Origin of the sequence: Modestobacter sp. L9-4 (assembly GCF_019112525.1) — a bacterium.
GTDB lineage: Bacteria > Actinomycetota > Actinomycetes > Mycobacteriales > Geodermatophilaceae > Modestobacter.
The window spans coordinates 3,034,535-3,049,493 of the sequence record NZ_CP077800.1 but is presented as its reverse complement, the minus strand read 5'-3'; the positions used below and the strand labels follow the sequence as shown (position 1 = coordinate 3,049,493).

Below are 14,959 nucleotides of genomic sequence, written 5' to 3'. Positions count from 1 at the left end.
CCCACGGTAGGGGGCAACTAGCCTCAGGGACGGTGCTCCCCGCGCAGGACGCGGCCGGGGAGCCGGGAGAAGAGAGCGGGGTCGCGTGACGCGAGCGAGCAGGGCTCGCCGGCTGGCGACCGGGGCCGTCTACGGCGGCGGCGGGGTCGGCCTGGCCGGGGCCGCACTGGTGACGCTGCTGCGCGAGGAGGCCCGGGCGGCCCGCCGCACGGTGCAGTCCCACCGCACCCAGGCCGACCCGCCCACCGGCAACGGCCGCTACGGCCGCTACGCGGGCAGCCCCATCGTCATGGTGATGCTCGGTGACTCCAGCGCCGTCGGGCTCGGGGTGTCCACCGCCGCGTACACCCCCGGGGTGCTCATCGCCTCGGCGCTGGCCGAGCTCGCCGAGCGACCCGTCCGGCTGGCCAAGTTCGCGGTGTCCGGGGCGACGTCGAACCGGCTGGACGCCCAGGTCGACCGGGCGCTGGCCGAGCACCCCGACGTCGCGGTGGTCATGATCGGCGCCAACGACGTCACCAGCCGCACCCGGCCGGCGACGTCGGTGCGGCACCTCGCCGACGCGGTCCGCCGGCTCGAGGACGCCGGCTGCAAGGTCGTCGTCGGCACCTGCCCGGACCTGGGCACGATCCGGCCGATCCGCCAGCCGCTCCGCTTCCTCGCCCGCCGGTGGAGCCGCAACCTGGCCGCCGCGCAGACCATCGCCGTCGTCGCCGCCGGGGGCCGCACGGTGTCGCTGGGCTCGGTGCTCGGCCCGACCTTCGCCACCGACCGGACGATGTTCAGCAGCGACGAGTTCCACCCCTCGGCCGCCGGGTACGCCGCAGCCGCCTCGGTGCTGCTGCCCTCGGTCGCCGACTCCCTCGGCGTCTGGCCGGCCGCGCTGGACCGCGGCCTGCGGCTGCGCCGCAACACCGTCCGCCCGATCGCGCAGGCCGCCGCCAAGGCCGCCGGCCGCACCGGCACCGAGGTACAGCCCACCGCCGTCCGCGGGGCCGGGAACGCGCGCGGCCCGTGGGCGCGGCTGCGCCGGCGGGTCCCGACCGAGATCGTCGCGGCCGACCCGGCGCAGGTGACCACGGAGCCCATCGGCTCCTGAACCGACCGTGAGAACGACCGTGGCCCGGCCCCCTATCGGGGACCGGGCCACGGTCGTCTGGTGCAGGTGTCAGATCACTCGCGGAAGTACGACAGGAGACGCAGGATCTCCATGTACAGCCAGATGACCGTGACGAGCAGGCCGAAGGCGATGTACCAGGCGTACTTCGGCGGGGCGCCGCGGCGGATGGCCTCGTCGGCAGCGTCGAAGTCCAGCAGCAGCATGAACGCCGCGATGCCGATCATGAGCAGGCTGAAGCCGATGGCCACCGGGCCACCGTTGCGCAGGCCGAGCGGGTCGCCGCTGGTGAACAGGCCCATCAGGACGTTGACCAGCGTGAGCACCAGAGCGCCGACGAGGGCACCGACGACCCAGCGGGTCAGCTTCGGGGTGACCCGGATGGCACCGGTCTTGTAGACCACCAACATGCCGGCGAACACACCGAACGTGCCGATGAGCGCCTGGACGACGATCCCGGGGTAGATGTCGTTGAACGCCTCGCTGATCGCGCCCAGCGCGATGCCGTAGAGGATCCCGTAGGACAGCGTGGCGACCGGGTTGGCGATCTGCTTGAACGAGATCACCAGGCCGAGCACGAACGCGACCAGGACCGACGGGAGCGCCAGGCCCCAGGCCAGGTCCGGGGGCAGGAGCGCCCAGGTGACGGCCGCGGACAGCACGGTCACCAGGAAGCTGATGCCCGTCTTGGTGACGACGTCGTCCATCGTCATGTAGGCGCGGTCGGTGGCCGCGTACGGCGACTGGACCGGCTTGCCGTACGGGTCGTACTGGGTGGGCGCCCCGCCGGTCGTCTGCTGCGGGCCTGCGCCCCAGCCGGCGGCCGGGTTGTTGCCGGCCGCGGCGAAGCCCCGGCTGAAGGCCGGGTTGCTGCTGGGCATCGTCATCTCCTCGAGGTGACTGGTCGGTCCGTGGGGCCATCTGTGCGTCCCACGCTGCCCTGTCCAACGCCACGCCCGGTCGGCGAGTTCCCGGCCCCGGTCACCCGCACGAGTGCCCCCGGTCGGGTTCGAACCGACACTGCGACCCTTTTAAGGGGTCTGCCTCTGCCGATTGGGCTACGGGGGCGGGCTGGGAGGGCGGTCAGGGAGCGGGCTCGTCGGTGGGTGAGCTTGCCAGCTCCGTGGCCCGGCTGAGCACCGCGTCCAGCATCGGCTCGGTCAGCTTGCCGGTGAAGGTGTTCTGCTGGCTCACGTGGTAGCTGCCCAGCAGGGTCAACGGCCCGTTCGGTCCGGTGAGCGACACCTCGACGCCGTGCCCGAACGCCGGCCGCGGCCGGGGCAGCGGCACACCGGCCTCGGCCAGCACCGGCCACAGCGCCTGCCAGCCGAAGCCACCGAGGACGACGACCACCCGCAGCCGCGGCAGCAGCGCGAGCTCGCGGGCCAGCCACGGCGAGCAGGTGTCCCGCTCCTCCGGCGTCGGGGCGTTGGCCGGCGGCGCGCACCGGACGGCGGCGCACACCCGGACGTCGGTGAGCGCCAGGCCGTCGTCCTTGTGCACCGACGTCGGCTGGTTGGCCAGCCCGGCCCGCCAGAGCGCGGCGAAGATCCAGTCGCCGCTGCGGTCGCCGGTGAACACCCGGCCGGTGCGGTTGCCACCGTGCGCGGCCGGCGCGAGGCCGACCACCGCGATCCGGGCGTCGGCCGGCCCGAGGCCGGGCACCGGGCGGCCCCAGTACTCCTCCTCGCGGAACGAGGCCCGCTTGACCTCGGCCACCTCTTCGCGCCAGGCGACCAGCCGGGGGCAGGCGCGGCAACCGGAGACCCGCTCGTCGAGGACGGTCAGGTCCCGGGACCCGGCCGCGCCGCGGCGCACCCCGCCGGCGCTGCGGGTGACCGGGAAGCCGTCGGCGTCGCGTGCCATGTGCGACAGCAGAGCACGCGACCGCCCGGCGTACGGCAGGCCCCCTGGGGCAGGATCGGGGCGTGGCGAAGAAGAAGCAGGTGGAGAAGGAGCCGGCGCTGTACAAGGCGCTCGGTCTCGGACTGGCCGTCCCCAGCGGGATCCTGGTCAAGAAGCTCGCCGACACGGCGTGGGAGAAGACGCGGGGCTACCCGCCGCCGAAGAACCCGGCCGCGCCCGGCGTCGGCTGGGGCGAGGCGCTGGCCTGGGCCGCCGTCTCCGGTGTGCTCGTCGCCGCCGGCCGGCTGGTCGCCGCCCGCGTGGCGACCTCGCTCTACCAGGCGATCACCGGCGAGCTGCCCCCGGACATGAACGCCGACAGCGCCGCCTGACGGCCCTCCAGGCCCCGCCCCGAGCGTGCTCGGGGCGGGGAGGAGGGGGTCCTCCCGGCTGTGGACGGCGTCAGCCGCGGGCGAGGCGGAGGGCGATGCCGTCGAGGATGTCGTGCTCGCTGACGACGACCTCGTCGAGGTCGAAGGCGTCCATGATCACCCGCAGGATCAGCGATCCGGCGCCGATGACGTCGACCCGGCCCGGGTGCATGACCGGGTACGCAGCCCGCTTGGCCCGGGTGGCGGTGAGCAGCCCGGCGGCCACGGACCGGACGGCGGCGACCGGGATGCGCGATCCGTGGATGGCGTCGGGGTCGTAGGCGGGCAGGCCGAGGGCGAGCGCGGCGACGGTGGTGACCGTGCCGGCCACCCCGACCAGCGTGACCGCCTCCCCCACCGGCACGTCGGCGGCGACCAGGGCGAGGGCGGCCCGGATGTCGGCCTCGGCGCCCTGCACCTCGTCCGGCGGCGGCGGGTCGCTGCGCAGGTGCCGCTCGGTGAGCCGCACGCAGCCGATGTCGACCGAGCGGGCGGCGCGCACCCCGCCGGCGTCGCCGAGCACGAACTCCGTCGACCCGCCGCCGATGTCGACGACCAGGTACGGCGCGGTGATGTCCGACAGCGACGCGGTCGCCCCGAGGAAGGACAGCCCGGCCTCCTCCACCCCGGGGACGACGTCGGGCAGCTGGCCGAGCGTGGTGAGCACCATCTGCTCGAAGTCACCGCGGTTGGCGGCGTCCCGGCTGGCGCTGGTGGCGACCATCCGCACCCGCTCGGCGCCCAGCTCGCGGGCCTGGGCGGCGTACTCGGCGAGCACCACGCGGGTGCGCTCGATCGCCTCGGGCGCCAGGCGGCCGGTGGCGTCGACGCCCTGGCCGAGCCGGACGACCTCCATCCGGCGCAGCAGGTCGGTGGCCGGGCCCTCGGGCGGGACGTCGGCGACCAGCAGCCGGATCGAGTTGGTGCCGCAGTCGATGGCAGCGACCCTCATCGCACGTCCTCCGGGTCGGTGGGGCTCGGCTGGGCGCAGGGGCCGGCGGCCCACCACTCCCCCATCTCGGCGACCGCGCGGTCACCGATGGGGTTCACACCCGGGCCCGCGGCGAGCGCGTGGCCGGCGAGGGCGTGCAGGCACTTGACCCGGTCGGGCATACCACCGGCGGTGGCCGGGGTGGGCAGCACGTCGCGGGCGTCCCGGGTGGCCAGGAAGCTCTCGTGCGCGGCGAGGTAGGCGGCGGCGAGCCTGGGGTCGGTGCCCAGCTCGTCCTGCCACTCCCGCATCCGGCCCGCGGACTCCAGCCGGCTGGCCGCGGCGGTCGCCCGCGGGCAGGTCAGGTAGTACAGCGTGGGGAACGGGGTGCCGTCCTCCAGCCGCGGCGAGGTCTCCACGACGTCGGGCTGGCCGCACGGGCAGCGGTGCGCCACCCCGACGAGCGCGCGCGGCGGCCGGCCGAGCTGGCGGGCGATGACCGCACGCTCCTCCGCGGTGACCGGCGGGGACGGCGGGGCCACCACCGGCGCGGGGGCGGCGGGGCTGGTCTCTTCTCCGGTCGGGCGCTCACTCACACCCCCGAGTCTGCGGGAGGCGGCCACCCGGACGTGCACGGCCCCCTCGCCGGGGCCCCGCCCCGCCTCACGCGGGCGGAGGGCGGACACCCAAGCAGGGCCTCGCGACGAGGTCCCCCGCACGCTCGGGACGAGTCTCGGGCCGAGGGGCGAGGCGGTCCTCCTACGTCAGCCGTCGGCTCGGGCCACCGAGTCCAGGAGGGCCTCGTACCAGGGCAGCGGAGCGGCGGGGTCGGGCAGACCGGCGGGCGCCTGCGCCCGGTCGCCGGGGTCGCCGGCGTCACCGACGATGACCAGCCGACTGCCCGGCGGCACGAGCGTGAGCCGCTCGCGGGCCTGCTGCTCGATGTAGGCGGGGTCGGACCGCTGGTCCAGCTGCGCCTGCAGGTCGGCCGCGCGCTGGGACAGCGCGCCCTGCTCGGCGGCCAGCTCGGCCAGCTGCTGGCGGCCGGCCACGTACTGCCGCAGCGGACCCGCGAGGGTCAGGGCCAGCAGCAGCACCATGCCGGCGAGCAGCACCGCGCGGCCGGTGAACCGCGGGCCGCGGCGGACGGGGGTGGTGCGGGCCGGGCTGCGGGTGGTGCGGCGGCCGGGCCGGCTGTCGGCCGAGCCGCGGGAGCCTGCCCGCACCGGCCGCGACGAGGTCCGGCGGCGGGAGCCACCGGGCCGGGCGCGACGGGTGCGGGCAGTGCTCACGGGGTGGGTCAGCCCTGGCGGGCGGCCAGCCGCGGGAACGCGGCGGCGCCGGCGTAGCGCGCGGCCTCGTCCAGCTCCTCCTCGATCCGGAGCAGCTGGTTGTACTTGGCGACGCGCTCGCTGCGGGCCGGGGCACCGGTCTTGATCTGGCCGCAGTCGGTGGCGACGGCGAGGTCGGCGATCGTGGTGTCCTCGGTCTCGCCGGACCGGTGGCTCATCATCGAGCGGTAGCCGGCCCGGTGGGCCAGGTTGACCGCGTCGAGGGTCTCGGTGAGCGTGCCGATCTGGTTGACCTTCACCAGCAGCGCGTTCGCCGCACCGCGGGCGATGCCGTCGGCCAGCCGGGTGGGGTTGGTGACGAACAGGTCGTCGCCGACGAGCTGCACCCGGTCGCCGAGCGCGGCGGTCATGGCGACCCAGCCGTCCCAGTCCTCCTCGTCGAGGGGGTCCTCGATGGAGACGATCGGGTAGGCGTCGACCAGGCCGGTGTAGTACTCGACGAGCTGGTCGGAGGTCTTCGTCGCGCCCTCGAAGGCGTAGCCCTCGGCGCTGTGGAACTCGCTCGCCGCGACGTCCAGGGCGAAGGCGATGTCGGTGCCGGGCGTGTAGCCGGCGTTCTGCACGGCCTCCACGATCAGGTCCAGGGCGTCGCGGTTGCTGGGCAGCGACGGGGCGAAGCCGCCCTCGTCGCCCAGGCCGGTGGACAGCCCGCGCTTCTTCAGCACGGCCTTGAGCGCGTGGTAGGTCTCGGTGCCGACCTGCAGCGCCTCGGCGAAGGAGCCCGCGCCGATCGGGGCGATCATGAACTCCTGGACGTCGACGTTGCTGTCGGCGTGGGCGCCACCGTTGACGATGTTCATCATCGGCACGGGGAGCAGGTGCGCCGACGGGCCGCCGACGTAGCGGAACAGGGGCAGGCCGGCGGACTCGGCCGCGGCCTTCGCGACGGCGAGGCTGACGCCGAGGATCGCGTTGGCGCCCAGGCGGGACTTGTCGGGGGTGCCGTCGAGGTCGATGAGCCGCTGGTCGACCAGCCGCTGCTCGGCGGCCTCGAAGCCGACGAGCTCGGGGCCGATGACGTCCAGGACGCCGTCGACGGCCTGGGTCACGCCCTTGCCCCCGTAGCGGGTGCCGCCGTCGCGCAGCTCCACCGCCTCGAAGGCCCCGGTGGACGCACCGCTGGGCACGGCGGCCCGGGTGATCGTCCCGTCGTCGAGGGCGACCTCGACCTCCACGGTGGGGTTCCCTCGTGAGTCGAGGATCTCTCGGGCGCCTACGGCTTCGATGCTGGCCACGGTCTGCAGCCTAGCCAGCCCGGCGGCTGGGCGGACACACCGCGCCGGGACCGGGGAGCCTGCGACCATGACCGGCGATGACCGCCGCCGTCCCTCCCCCGCCGCGACCGCACCGCCGCGCCGCCCGCCAGCTGCTGCTCGGCCTGGTGCCGGTGCTCCTCGTCGGCCTGGTCCTGCTGGTCGCGCTCGGGGTGCGACTGGGGTCGCTGCGCGAGCCGCTGGCCGCGGCGAGCGCCACCGCCCCGGCCACGGTCACCGGCACGGGGGCCGCACCGGACGGCCGCGGGCTCGAGGTCTCCTTCCCCGACGCGACCGGCGCGCAGCGCGACGGGCTCGTCGAGCTGCCCCGGCCGCTGCCGGTGCCGGTGGGCGCGACGCTGACCGTGCGCTACGACCCGGCGGCCCCGACCGGCGTGCGGGCGCTGGTGCACACCGACGGGGACGCCGCGGACGGCACGCTGCGCGACGTCGTCTTCGGGCTGGTGGTGGTGGCGCTGGTCGTCGTGGTGGCCGGCGTCCTCACCCTGGCCCGGCTGCTCGGGCGGCCGCGGCTGCGCCACCGCCCGGCGACGACGGTGCCGGCCACCCACGTCGTGGTCGCCCAGGGCCTGCTGGTGCGCAGCTGGCTGGAGCTGTCGACGTCGGCGGGACGGCGCTGGCTGCCGGTGCACTGGGCGCCGGAGGTGGACCGGCTGGCGCCGGGGACACCGGTCACGGTGCACGGCGACCCGGCCCGCGGCCGCGTCGTGCTGCCGGTCCTGGACGGCGCGGAGGTCTGGCCCTCGGGCCGGCTGCGCGGCAAGGAGCCCCGCGGGCAGGTGCGGCAGGCCGCCGTCGTCCCGGACGCCGCCGACCTGGGGCTGGCCCGGCAGGCCCGTGCCGACGGCGTCCTGCCGTTCCTGGCCCCGGTGCTGGGGCTGCTGTGGGCCTACGTCGACGGCAGCGGGGTGCCCGGCTTCCTGGCCGCGACGGTGCTGGCGGCGACCGTGCTGTTCTGGCTGCCGCAGCTGCTCGGTTCCGACCCGAGCGCCACCTCTCAAGGCTGAGCCGGCGGCTCGTCCCGGGACTCGGCGGTGTTGCGGGACCGCTCGGCCAGCTCCTCGGGGCTGGGGCCGGCAAAGGCCCTGGACCGCTCCCGGGCCTCGACGCTGCCGGTGAACAGCCCGGCGTTCGGCGGGCTGACCCCCTCCGCGGGCTCCCCCACCGGACGGGCGGGCACCCGCTCGGCGCCGAACCCGCCGACGCCCTCGGTGCGCACCCGCGGCAGCGAGGCGCCGTGCTCGCGCTGCAGCCACACCACCAGGGCCTCGCGCACCTGGCAGCGCAGGTCGAACAGGGTCGGCCCGTCCTTCGCGCTGACCAGCACCCGGACCCGGATCACCGAGCTCACCGCGTCGGTGACCTGCAGGACCTTGACCCGCTCGTCCCACAGGTTGTTCTCGTCCAGCATGCGGTCCAGCGCGGTGCGCATCTCGTCGAACGGCGTCGTCCAGTCGACGTCGATCTCGATCGAGCCGAGGACGGCGGACTCGGTGCGCGTCCAGTTCTGGAAGGGCGTGGTCGTGAAGTAGGTGGACGGGAGCACCAGCCGCCGGTCGTCCCAGACGTGGACGACGACGTAGGTCAGCGTGATCTCCTCGATCCGACCCCACTCCTCCTGCACGACCACGACGTCGTCGACCCGGATGGCGTCGGTGAAGGCCAGCTGCAGCCCGGCGATGACGTTGGCCAGCGAGGTCTGCGCCGCGAGGCCGGCCACGATCGACAGCACGCCGGCGCTGGCCAGGATCGAGGTGCCGGCGGCCCGCGCGGCGGGGAAGGTCAGCAGCATCCCGGCGATCGCGAGCAGGGCCAGCACCGCGACGGTCACCCGGCGCACCAGCGTCACCTGGGTGCGCACCCGGCGGGCGTGCCGGTTGTCCACGACGTCGACGTCGTAGCGGGCCAGCGCGAGGTCCTCGACCACGAAGGCCGCCACCGCCACCAGCCAGGCCGCCACCGCGATCAGCGCCAGCCCCAGCACCCGGACGACGACGTCCCGCCACTCCCCCACCCCGGTCGCCGAGTCCAGCACCACGGTGACCGCGATCAGGACCAGCAGCACCCGCAGCGGACGGCGACCGCGCCGGGACAGGTCGGCGGCGGCCGCGCTGCGGCGGGCCAGGCGGCGCACCACGACGCCGATGGCGACCGCGACGCACCAGGCGGCCAGGGCTGCCCCGACCACGACCAGGAGCAGCAGCCAGGTCGCCTGCGGCAGCACCTGCGAGACGGTGTCCTCGGCGGCGGACGGGGTCAGGGACGTCGTGGGCATGCGGCAGCGGCTCCTGGCGGTGGCGGGGACGGGTGGACCGGGCACGCCGTTGGCCGGAACCCTCCACGTTAGGTGCGCCTGCGGGGCCCGACCGCCGTCCCGGCCGTGTGTTCACCCACAGCGGGGCGCCGGGTCAGCGCACGCGGGACGAGCGCTCCGGCAGGGTCACACCGGGGTCGACGTGACGCCCACGGACGTCGTGCGTGCTGCCGGGCCGCCGGCGCGCACCGAGCGGACGAGCAGCAGCCCCTCGACCGTGCCCCGGACGGCCGCCAGCACCTGACCGACGGGACGACGCAACAGCGCCCGCCGGCCACCGCGCAGCAGCACCCGCCGCGCGTGCGCCGGGGAGCTGCGCAGCCAGCCGGCGAGCTCGTCGTCCTGCAGGTGCTGGGCGGCGAACAGCAGCCGGTTGCGGCAGTTGTAGCGGAGGTAGAGGTCGGACTTGCCCTCGCCGGCCTGCGTGCCGCCGACCAGGTGGGTGGCGACCAGGTCGCGGCGGACGACGAGCCGGCCACCGGCGGCCTGCACCCGGTGGCTGAGGTCGATGTCCTCCCAGTACATGAAGTACCGGTCGTCGAAGCCGCCGACCTCGTCCCACAGCGCGAGGGAGAACGCCAGGCAGGCGCCGGTGACCCAGGGGTGGTCGACGGTGGTCACGTCGACGCCGCGGGTGCGCGTGCGGCCGTCGGCCCAGTCCAGCGAACCGCCGGCGAACCAGACGGCCCCGTCGGCGTCCTCGACCAGCGGGCACACCAGCGCCCGGGGGTCGTCGGCGACGGCGGCGACCAGGCCGTCGAGCGCGGTCATCGGCAGCACGGCGTCGGGGTTGAGCAGCACGACGGTCTGCGCCCCGAGCTCACGGGCGCGGTCGGCCCCGGCGTTGACGGCGGCCCCGAAGCCCGGGTTGCCGGCCAGCGGGACGAGCACCCAGCCGTGGTCGGCCGCCAGCCCGGTGACGGCGGTCCGCTCGGCGTCGGAGTGCCGGCTGTCGACCACCACCACCGCGGTGTCGGGGCGGCCGCCCAGCCCGGGCAGGTTCTCGGCGAGCAGGCGGTGGGACCCGTAGTTGACGACGACGACGGCCGTCCGCGCGGGAGCACTGGCGACGGTCACCGGCCCATCGTCGGGGTGCCGGGCGGCCCGCGGACCGCCCGCGGGTGCTGCGTCCCCCGTCGGGGGGAGCCGGTCAGCCGTCGGTGCGGACGTGCGCGGCGGTGTCGAGGTCGTCGGCGTACCGGCGGACGGCGGTGCGCAGCGCGTCCTCGGCGTCCCAGCCGCGGTCGCGGGCGGCGACGACGATCCCGAGCAGCTGCTCCCCCAGCTCGGCGGGGTCGGTGGCGGTGAGCTCGCCGGCGGGCGGGGTGGGCAGCCCGGCACGGGCGGCCCGGCCGGCCAGCGCCGCGCCCCACGAGGTGGCCGGCTGTGAGCGGGAGACGCCCTCGGTGGGCGAGCGGCGCTGCTTCTCCGCCTTCTTGATCTCGTCCCAACCGGCCTCGACCTGCGCGACGTCGCGGGGGCCGGCGTCGGCGAACACGTGCGGGTGCCGGCGCACCAGCTTGTCGACCAGGTCACCGGCCACGTCGTCGACGTCGAAGGGCACGCCGAACGGCGCCTCCTGGGCGACCCGGGCGTGGAAGACGACCTGGAGCAGGACGTCGCCGAGCTCCTCGCGCATGCCGGCGGGGTCCTCCTCGACGATCGCGTCGTAGGCCTCGTGCGCCTCCTCCAGCAGGTAGCCGCGCAGCGAGGCGTGGGTCTGCTCGGCGTCCCAGGGGCAGCCGCCGGGTGAGCGCAGCCGGTCCATGACCGCGACGACGTCCAGCAGCCGGACGCCGGCCGGCTCGGGGGCACCGGCCACGACATCGGCGCCCTCGGGGACCTCGGCCGCCGTGAGCAGGCAGACCGCGCCCGCGGGCACCTCGGCCAGGGAGGCCACGTCGGTGACCGGCGTCCCGGCCGCGCGCAGCGCCTCGGCGGTGGCGGCCGCGCCGGGCAGGGCGACCAGCCGGTCGGTCGCGGCGACCGCCCGCCAGCCGGCGGGGCCGAGCAGGCCGGGCAGGTGCGGGCTGACGGTCACGAAGGTCGGCACCCGCCCATTGTGCTGATGGAGTCCCAGCGCTGCGTCCTCCGAGCGCTGGGACTCCACCACGTCAGCTGGCGACGGCGACGGGCTGGGCGAGGACGGCGGTGAGGAGTGCGTGCAGCTTCTCCAGCAGGGCGACGTCCCGCAGCGGGGTGCGGCGGTCGGGCCCGATGGGGACCTTGATCGACACGGTGCGCACCGCCTCCTTGTAGCTGGCGCCCTCGGCGAGGCGGGACAGCTTCATCACCTGGGACTCGCGCAGCTCGACCGGCCCGACGCGGACGTTGCGGCCCTGCATCGACACCTCGGTGACCCCCAGCGCCCGCATCGCCGCGCGGAACCGGGCCACGGCGAGCAGGTTGAGCACCGGGTCGGGCGCGGGGCCGTAGCGGTCGGTGAGCTCGTCGAGCACGGCCTGCGCCTGCTCGTCGTCCTGCACGCTGGCGACCTTGCGGTAGGCCTCCATCCGCAGCCGCTCGCCGGGCAGGTAGTCGTGCGGCAGGTGCGCGTCGACGGGCAGGTCGACCCGGACGTCGGCCGGCTCCACCGCCGGGGACTCCCCCGTCGCCTGGGCGCGGTAGTCGCTCACCGCCTCACCGACCAGCCGCACGTAGAGGTCGAAGCCGACGCCGGCGATGAACCCGGACTGCTCGCCGCCCAGCAGGTTGCCCGAGCCGCGGATCTCCAGGTCCTTCATCGCCACCGCCATGCCGGCCCCGAGGTCGGTGTTGTTGGCGATGGTGGTCAGCCGGTCGACCGAGGTCTCGGTCAGCGGCCGCGTCGGGTCGTAGGTGAAGTAGGCGTAGGCGCGCTCGCGGCCACGGCCCACGCGCCCGCGGATCTGGTGCAGCTGGGAGAGGCCGAACATGTCGGCCCGGTCGACGATCAGGGTGTTGGCGTTGGGGATGTCCAGGCCCGACTCGACGATGGTCGTGGCGATCAGGACGTCGTACTCCTTCTCCCAGAAGCCGACCATGATCTTCTCGAGCTCGTGCTCCTTCATCTGCCCGTGGCCCACGGCGATGCGGGCCTCGGGCACCAGGTTGCGGATCTTGGCCGCGGCCTTGTCGATCGACTGCACCCGGTTGTGGATGACGAACACCTGGCCGTCGCGCAGCAGCTCGCGGCGGATGGCGGCGGCCATCTGCTTGTCCTCCCAGGCGCCGACGTAGGTCAGCACCGGGTGCCGCTCCTCCGGCGGGGTGAGGATCGTCGACATCTCCCGGATGCCGGTGAGGCTCATCTCCAGGGTGCGCGGGATCGGCGTCGCGGACATCGACAGGACGTCGACCGCCGTCCGCATCGTCTTCAGGTACTCCTTGTGCTCGACGCCGAAGCGCTGCTCCTCGTCGACGATCACCAGCCCGAGGTCCTTGAACCGGGTGGTGGGCTGCAGCAGCCGGTGCGTGCCGACCAGGATGTCGACCTCGCCGTCGGCCAGCTTGCGCAGCGTCTCGTTGGACTCGGTCGTCGACTGGAAGCGCGAGAGCACCGCGACGGTGACCGGGAACTGGGCCATCCGCTCGGAGAACGTCTTGAAGTGCTGGTTGGCCAGCAACGTCGTCGGCACCAGGACGGCGACCTGCTTGCCGTCCTGCACCGCCTTGAACGCCGCCCGGATGGCGATCTCGGTCTTGCCGTAGCCGACGTCGCCGCAGATGATCCGGTCCATCGGCACGGGCTGGCGCATGTCGGCCTTGACCTCGTCGATCGCGGCCAGCTGGTCCGGGGTCTCCTGGAACGGGAAGGCGTCCTCGAGCTCGCGCTGCCAGACGGTGTCCGGGCCGAAGGCGTGGCCCTTGCTGGCCATCCGGGCGGAGTACAGCCGGATCAGCTCCGCGGCGATCTGCTTGACCGCCTTGCGGGCCGAGGCCTTCGTCTTCTGCCAGTCCGCGCCACCCAGCTTCGACAGCGACGGGGCCTCGCCGCCGACGTAGCGGGTCAGCTGGTCCAGGGCGTCGGTGGGCACGAAGAGCCGGTCCGGCGGCTGGTTCCGCTTGCCCGGGGCGTACTCGACGATGAGGTAGTCGCGCTGGCCGCCGTGCACGGTGCGGCTGACCATCTCCACGTACCGGCCGATGCCGTGCTGCTCGTGCACCACCAGGTCACCGGGCTGCAGCTGCACCAGGTCCACGGCGTTGCGCCGGCGGGCCGGCATCTTGGTGGCGTCCTTCATCGAGGTGCCGCGCTGGCCGGTGAGGTCGCCCTCGGTGAGCAGCGCCAGCCCGACCGCGGGGAACGCGAACCCGGCCTCCAGGTTCCCCTGGGTCACGAACGGCGCGCCGGCGGTCGGGGCGTCCTCGATGCCCGGGACGAGCCGGGCGCCCAGGTCGGCCTCGGTGAGCTGGTCGGCGGCGCGCTGGGCGGGGCCGGGGCCCGCGAACGTCAGCGCCACCCGCCAGCCGTCGCGGCCCCACGTCCGCAGCGCCTCGAAGGCGCGCTCCTGGTCGCCGTGGAAGCGCTCGACGCCGGTGGCGTCCAGCGTCACGTGCTGCTCGTCGTCCTCTGTCGCGAGGGTGAAGGTGCCGGTGGTCCACCAGGGCAGGCCGCGACCGCGGGCGGCGTCCTCGACGTCGCCGAGGTCCTGGAAGGAGGAGGCGCCCAGGTCGATCGGCGCCTGGCCGGCCTCGGCGGCGGTCTGCCAGGAGGCGGCGAGGAACTCCTCGGCGGTGCGCACCAGGTCCGCGGCGCGGCTGCGCACCCGCTCGGGGTCACAGACCAGCACGTGCGTGCCGGCGGGCACCAGGTCGGTGAGCAGCTGCATCGCCTCGCCGCCGATCAGGGCGGGGATGAGGGACTCCATGCCCTCCACGGCGATGCCCTCGGCCAGCTTGCCGGCGACCTCGGCGAGCTCCGGGTGGTCGACCGCCAGCTGGACGGCGCGGGCGCGCACCTCGTCGGTGAGCAGCAGCTCACGGCACGGCGGGGCCCACAGCCGCTCGGGGCGCTCGTCGAGGGAGCGCTGGTCGGCGGCGGAGAAGTACCGCAGCTCGTCGACCTCGTCGCCCCAGAACTCCACGCGCACCGGGTGCTGCTCGGTGGGCGGGAAGACGTCGAGCAGCCCACCGCGGACAGCGAACTCGCCCCGCTTCTCGACCAGCTCCACCCGCACGTAAGCGGCGTCGGACAGCGCCTGCGCCACGTCGTCGAGCTCGGCGGACTGGCCCGGCGCCAGCTCGACCGGCACCAGGTCGCCCAGGCCCGGGGCCAGCGGCTGCAGCACGCTGCGCACCGGGGCGACCAGGACGTCGATCCCGCCGTTGGCGCCGGGGTGGGTCAGGTCGCGCAGCACGGCCAGCCGGCGGCCGACGGTGTCCGCGCGGGGGCTCAGCCGCTCGTGCGGCAGCGTCTCCCACGCCGGGAAGACCTCGACCCGGGAGTCGGGCACGAAGCAGCGCAGCAGCGAGGCCAGCGCGTCGGCGTCCCGCTCGCCGGCGGTGACCACCAGCACCGGGACGGCGGCGCCACCAGGGCGGCGGGCAGCCAGGGCGGCGGCCACCAGCGGCTGGACCGAGGGCGGTGCCGTGACCGCCAGCTGGGCCTGCCCCGCGTGCTGCACCACCGAGGCCATGCCGGGGTCGGTCAGGACGACGTCGAGCACGCCGCGCAGGCTCACGGTGAGGACACTCCCGGTTCTGGGGGCCGCAC

13 protein-coding genes and 1 tRNA gene are annotated in these 14,959 nt (G+C 75.2%); 3 read left to right on the top strand and 11 right to left on the bottom strand.

The genetic code is table 11. The annotated features are described in order from the left end of the window. Positions 1-85: 85 nt before the first annotated feature. Complete coding sequence (locus KUM42_RS14305) at positions 86-1,099, top strand: SGNH/GDSL hydrolase family protein (protein ID WP_237493198.1); 1,014 nt, start codon at positions 86-88, stop codon at positions 1,097-1,099. 74 nt (positions 1,100-1,173) lie between these two features. Here the strand turns inward: KUM42_RS14305 and KUM42_RS14300 are convergent, their stop codons facing one another. From KUM42_RS14300 to KUM42_RS14290, 3 genes are all read right to left on the bottom strand, one after another. Continuing rightward, positions 1,174-1,998 carry a Bax inhibitor-1/YccA family protein gene (locus KUM42_RS14300; protein ID WP_237493197.1) on the bottom strand — a complete coding sequence of 275 codons (825 nt, stop codon included), beginning with the start codon at positions 1,996-1,998 and terminating at the stop codon, positions 1,174-1,176. Between the two features lie 113 nt (positions 1,999-2,111). Next, positions 2,112-2,185 (bottom strand) — tRNA-Leu (locus KUM42_RS14295). Between the two features lie 15 nt (positions 2,186-2,200). Next, entirely contained in the window at positions 2,201-2,983 is a 783-nt protein-coding gene (locus KUM42_RS14290) for a uracil-DNA glycosylase (RefSeq protein ID WP_237493196.1), read from the bottom strand. 62 nt (positions 2,984-3,045) lie between these two features. Here KUM42_RS14290 and KUM42_RS14285 point away from each other — a divergent pair, with 62 nt between their 5' ends. Continuing rightward, entirely contained in the window at positions 3,046-3,354 is a 309-nt protein-coding gene (locus KUM42_RS14285; RefSeq protein ID WP_237493195.1) for a DUF4235 domain-containing protein, read from the top strand. Positions 3,355-3,424: 70 nt separating this feature from the next. Here KUM42_RS14285 and KUM42_RS14280 read toward each other — a convergent pair whose 3' ends face one another. The 4 genes from KUM42_RS14280 to eno form a co-directional block, all read right to left on the bottom strand. Beyond that, positions 3,425-4,345: a Ppx/GppA phosphatase family protein gene (locus KUM42_RS14280; RefSeq protein ID WP_237493194.1), complete on the bottom strand. Its 921-nt coding sequence runs from the start codon at positions 4,343-4,345 to the stop codon at positions 3,425-3,427. Further along, positions 4,342-4,920 carry a DUF501 domain-containing protein gene (locus KUM42_RS14275; RefSeq protein WP_237493193.1) on the bottom strand — a complete coding sequence of 193 codons (579 nt, stop codon included), beginning with the start codon at positions 4,918-4,920 and terminating at the stop codon, positions 4,342-4,344. The genes KUM42_RS14280 and KUM42_RS14275 overlap by 4 nt, the downstream gene beginning before the upstream one ends. Positions 4,921-5,088: 168 nt before the next feature. Then, complete coding sequence (locus tag KUM42_RS14270; RefSeq protein WP_237493192.1) at positions 5,089-5,616, bottom strand: septum formation initiator family protein; 528 nt, start codon at positions 5,614-5,616, stop codon at positions 5,089-5,091. Positions 5,617-5,624: 8 nt separating this feature from the next. Next, a complete protein-coding gene (gene eno / locus KUM42_RS14265; RefSeq protein ID WP_237493191.1) occupies positions 5,625-6,911 on the bottom strand; it encodes a phosphopyruvate hydratase in 1,287 nt (428 codons plus the stop codon). Between the two features lie 77 nt (positions 6,912-6,988). On the opposite strand from eno, the gene KUM42_RS14260 reads away from it, so the two are divergent. Then, a complete protein-coding gene (locus tag KUM42_RS14260) occupies positions 6,989-7,957 on the top strand; it encodes a hypothetical protein (protein ID WP_237493190.1) in 969 nt (322 codons plus the stop codon). Here KUM42_RS14260 and KUM42_RS14255 read toward each other — a convergent pair. The 4 genes from KUM42_RS14255 to mfd all read right to left on the bottom strand — a co-directional run bounded on the left by KUM42_RS14255 (position 7,948) and on the right by mfd (position 14,927). After that, positions 7,948-9,225 (bottom strand): mechanosensitive ion channel family protein, encoded by a 1,278-nt coding sequence (locus KUM42_RS14255; protein WP_237493189.1) that lies wholly within the window; start codon positions 9,223-9,225, stop codon positions 7,948-7,950. The two genes, KUM42_RS14260 and KUM42_RS14255, sit on opposite strands and share 10 nt — an antisense overlap. A 165-nt stretch (positions 9,226-9,390) precedes the next feature. After that, positions 9,391-10,341 (bottom strand): glycosyltransferase family 2 protein, encoded by a 951-nt coding sequence (locus KUM42_RS14250; RefSeq protein ID WP_237493188.1) that lies wholly within the window; start codon positions 10,339-10,341, stop codon positions 9,391-9,393. A 73-nt stretch (positions 10,342-10,414) separates the two neighbouring features. Further along, positions 10,415-11,317: a MazG family protein gene (locus KUM42_RS20300; RefSeq protein ID WP_237493187.1), complete on the bottom strand. Its 903-nt coding sequence runs from the start codon at positions 11,315-11,317 to the stop codon at positions 10,415-10,417. Between the two features lie 61 nt (positions 11,318-11,378). Next, a complete protein-coding gene (mfd, locus tag KUM42_RS14240; protein ID WP_237493186.1) occupies positions 11,379-14,927 on the bottom strand; it encodes a transcription-repair coupling factor in 3,549 nt (1,182 codons plus the stop codon). Between the last annotated feature and the right edge of the window lie 32 nt (positions 14,928-14,959).

Bases quoted from the DNA above. Each gene is read 5' to 3' on its own strand.
- KUM42_RS14300 (WP_237493197.1), bottom strand. From the start codon at position 1,998: ATGCCCAGCAGCAACCCGGCCTTCAGCCGGGGCTTCGCCGCGGCCGGC.
- KUM42_RS14290 (WP_237493196.1), bottom strand. From the start codon at position 2,983: ATGGCACGCGACGCCGACGGCTTCCCGGTCACCCGCAGCGCCGGCGGG.
- KUM42_RS14280 (WP_237493194.1), bottom strand. From the start codon at position 4,345: ATGAGGGTCGCTGCCATCGACTGCGGCACCAACTCGATCCGGCTGCTG.
- KUM42_RS14260 (WP_237493190.1), top strand. From the start codon at position 6,989: ATGACCGCCGCCGTCCCTCCCCCGCCGCGACCGCACCGCCGCGCCGCC.
- KUM42_RS14255 (WP_237493189.1), bottom strand. From the start codon at position 9,225: ATGCCCACGACGTCCCTGACCCCGTCCGCCGCCGAGGACACCGTCTCG.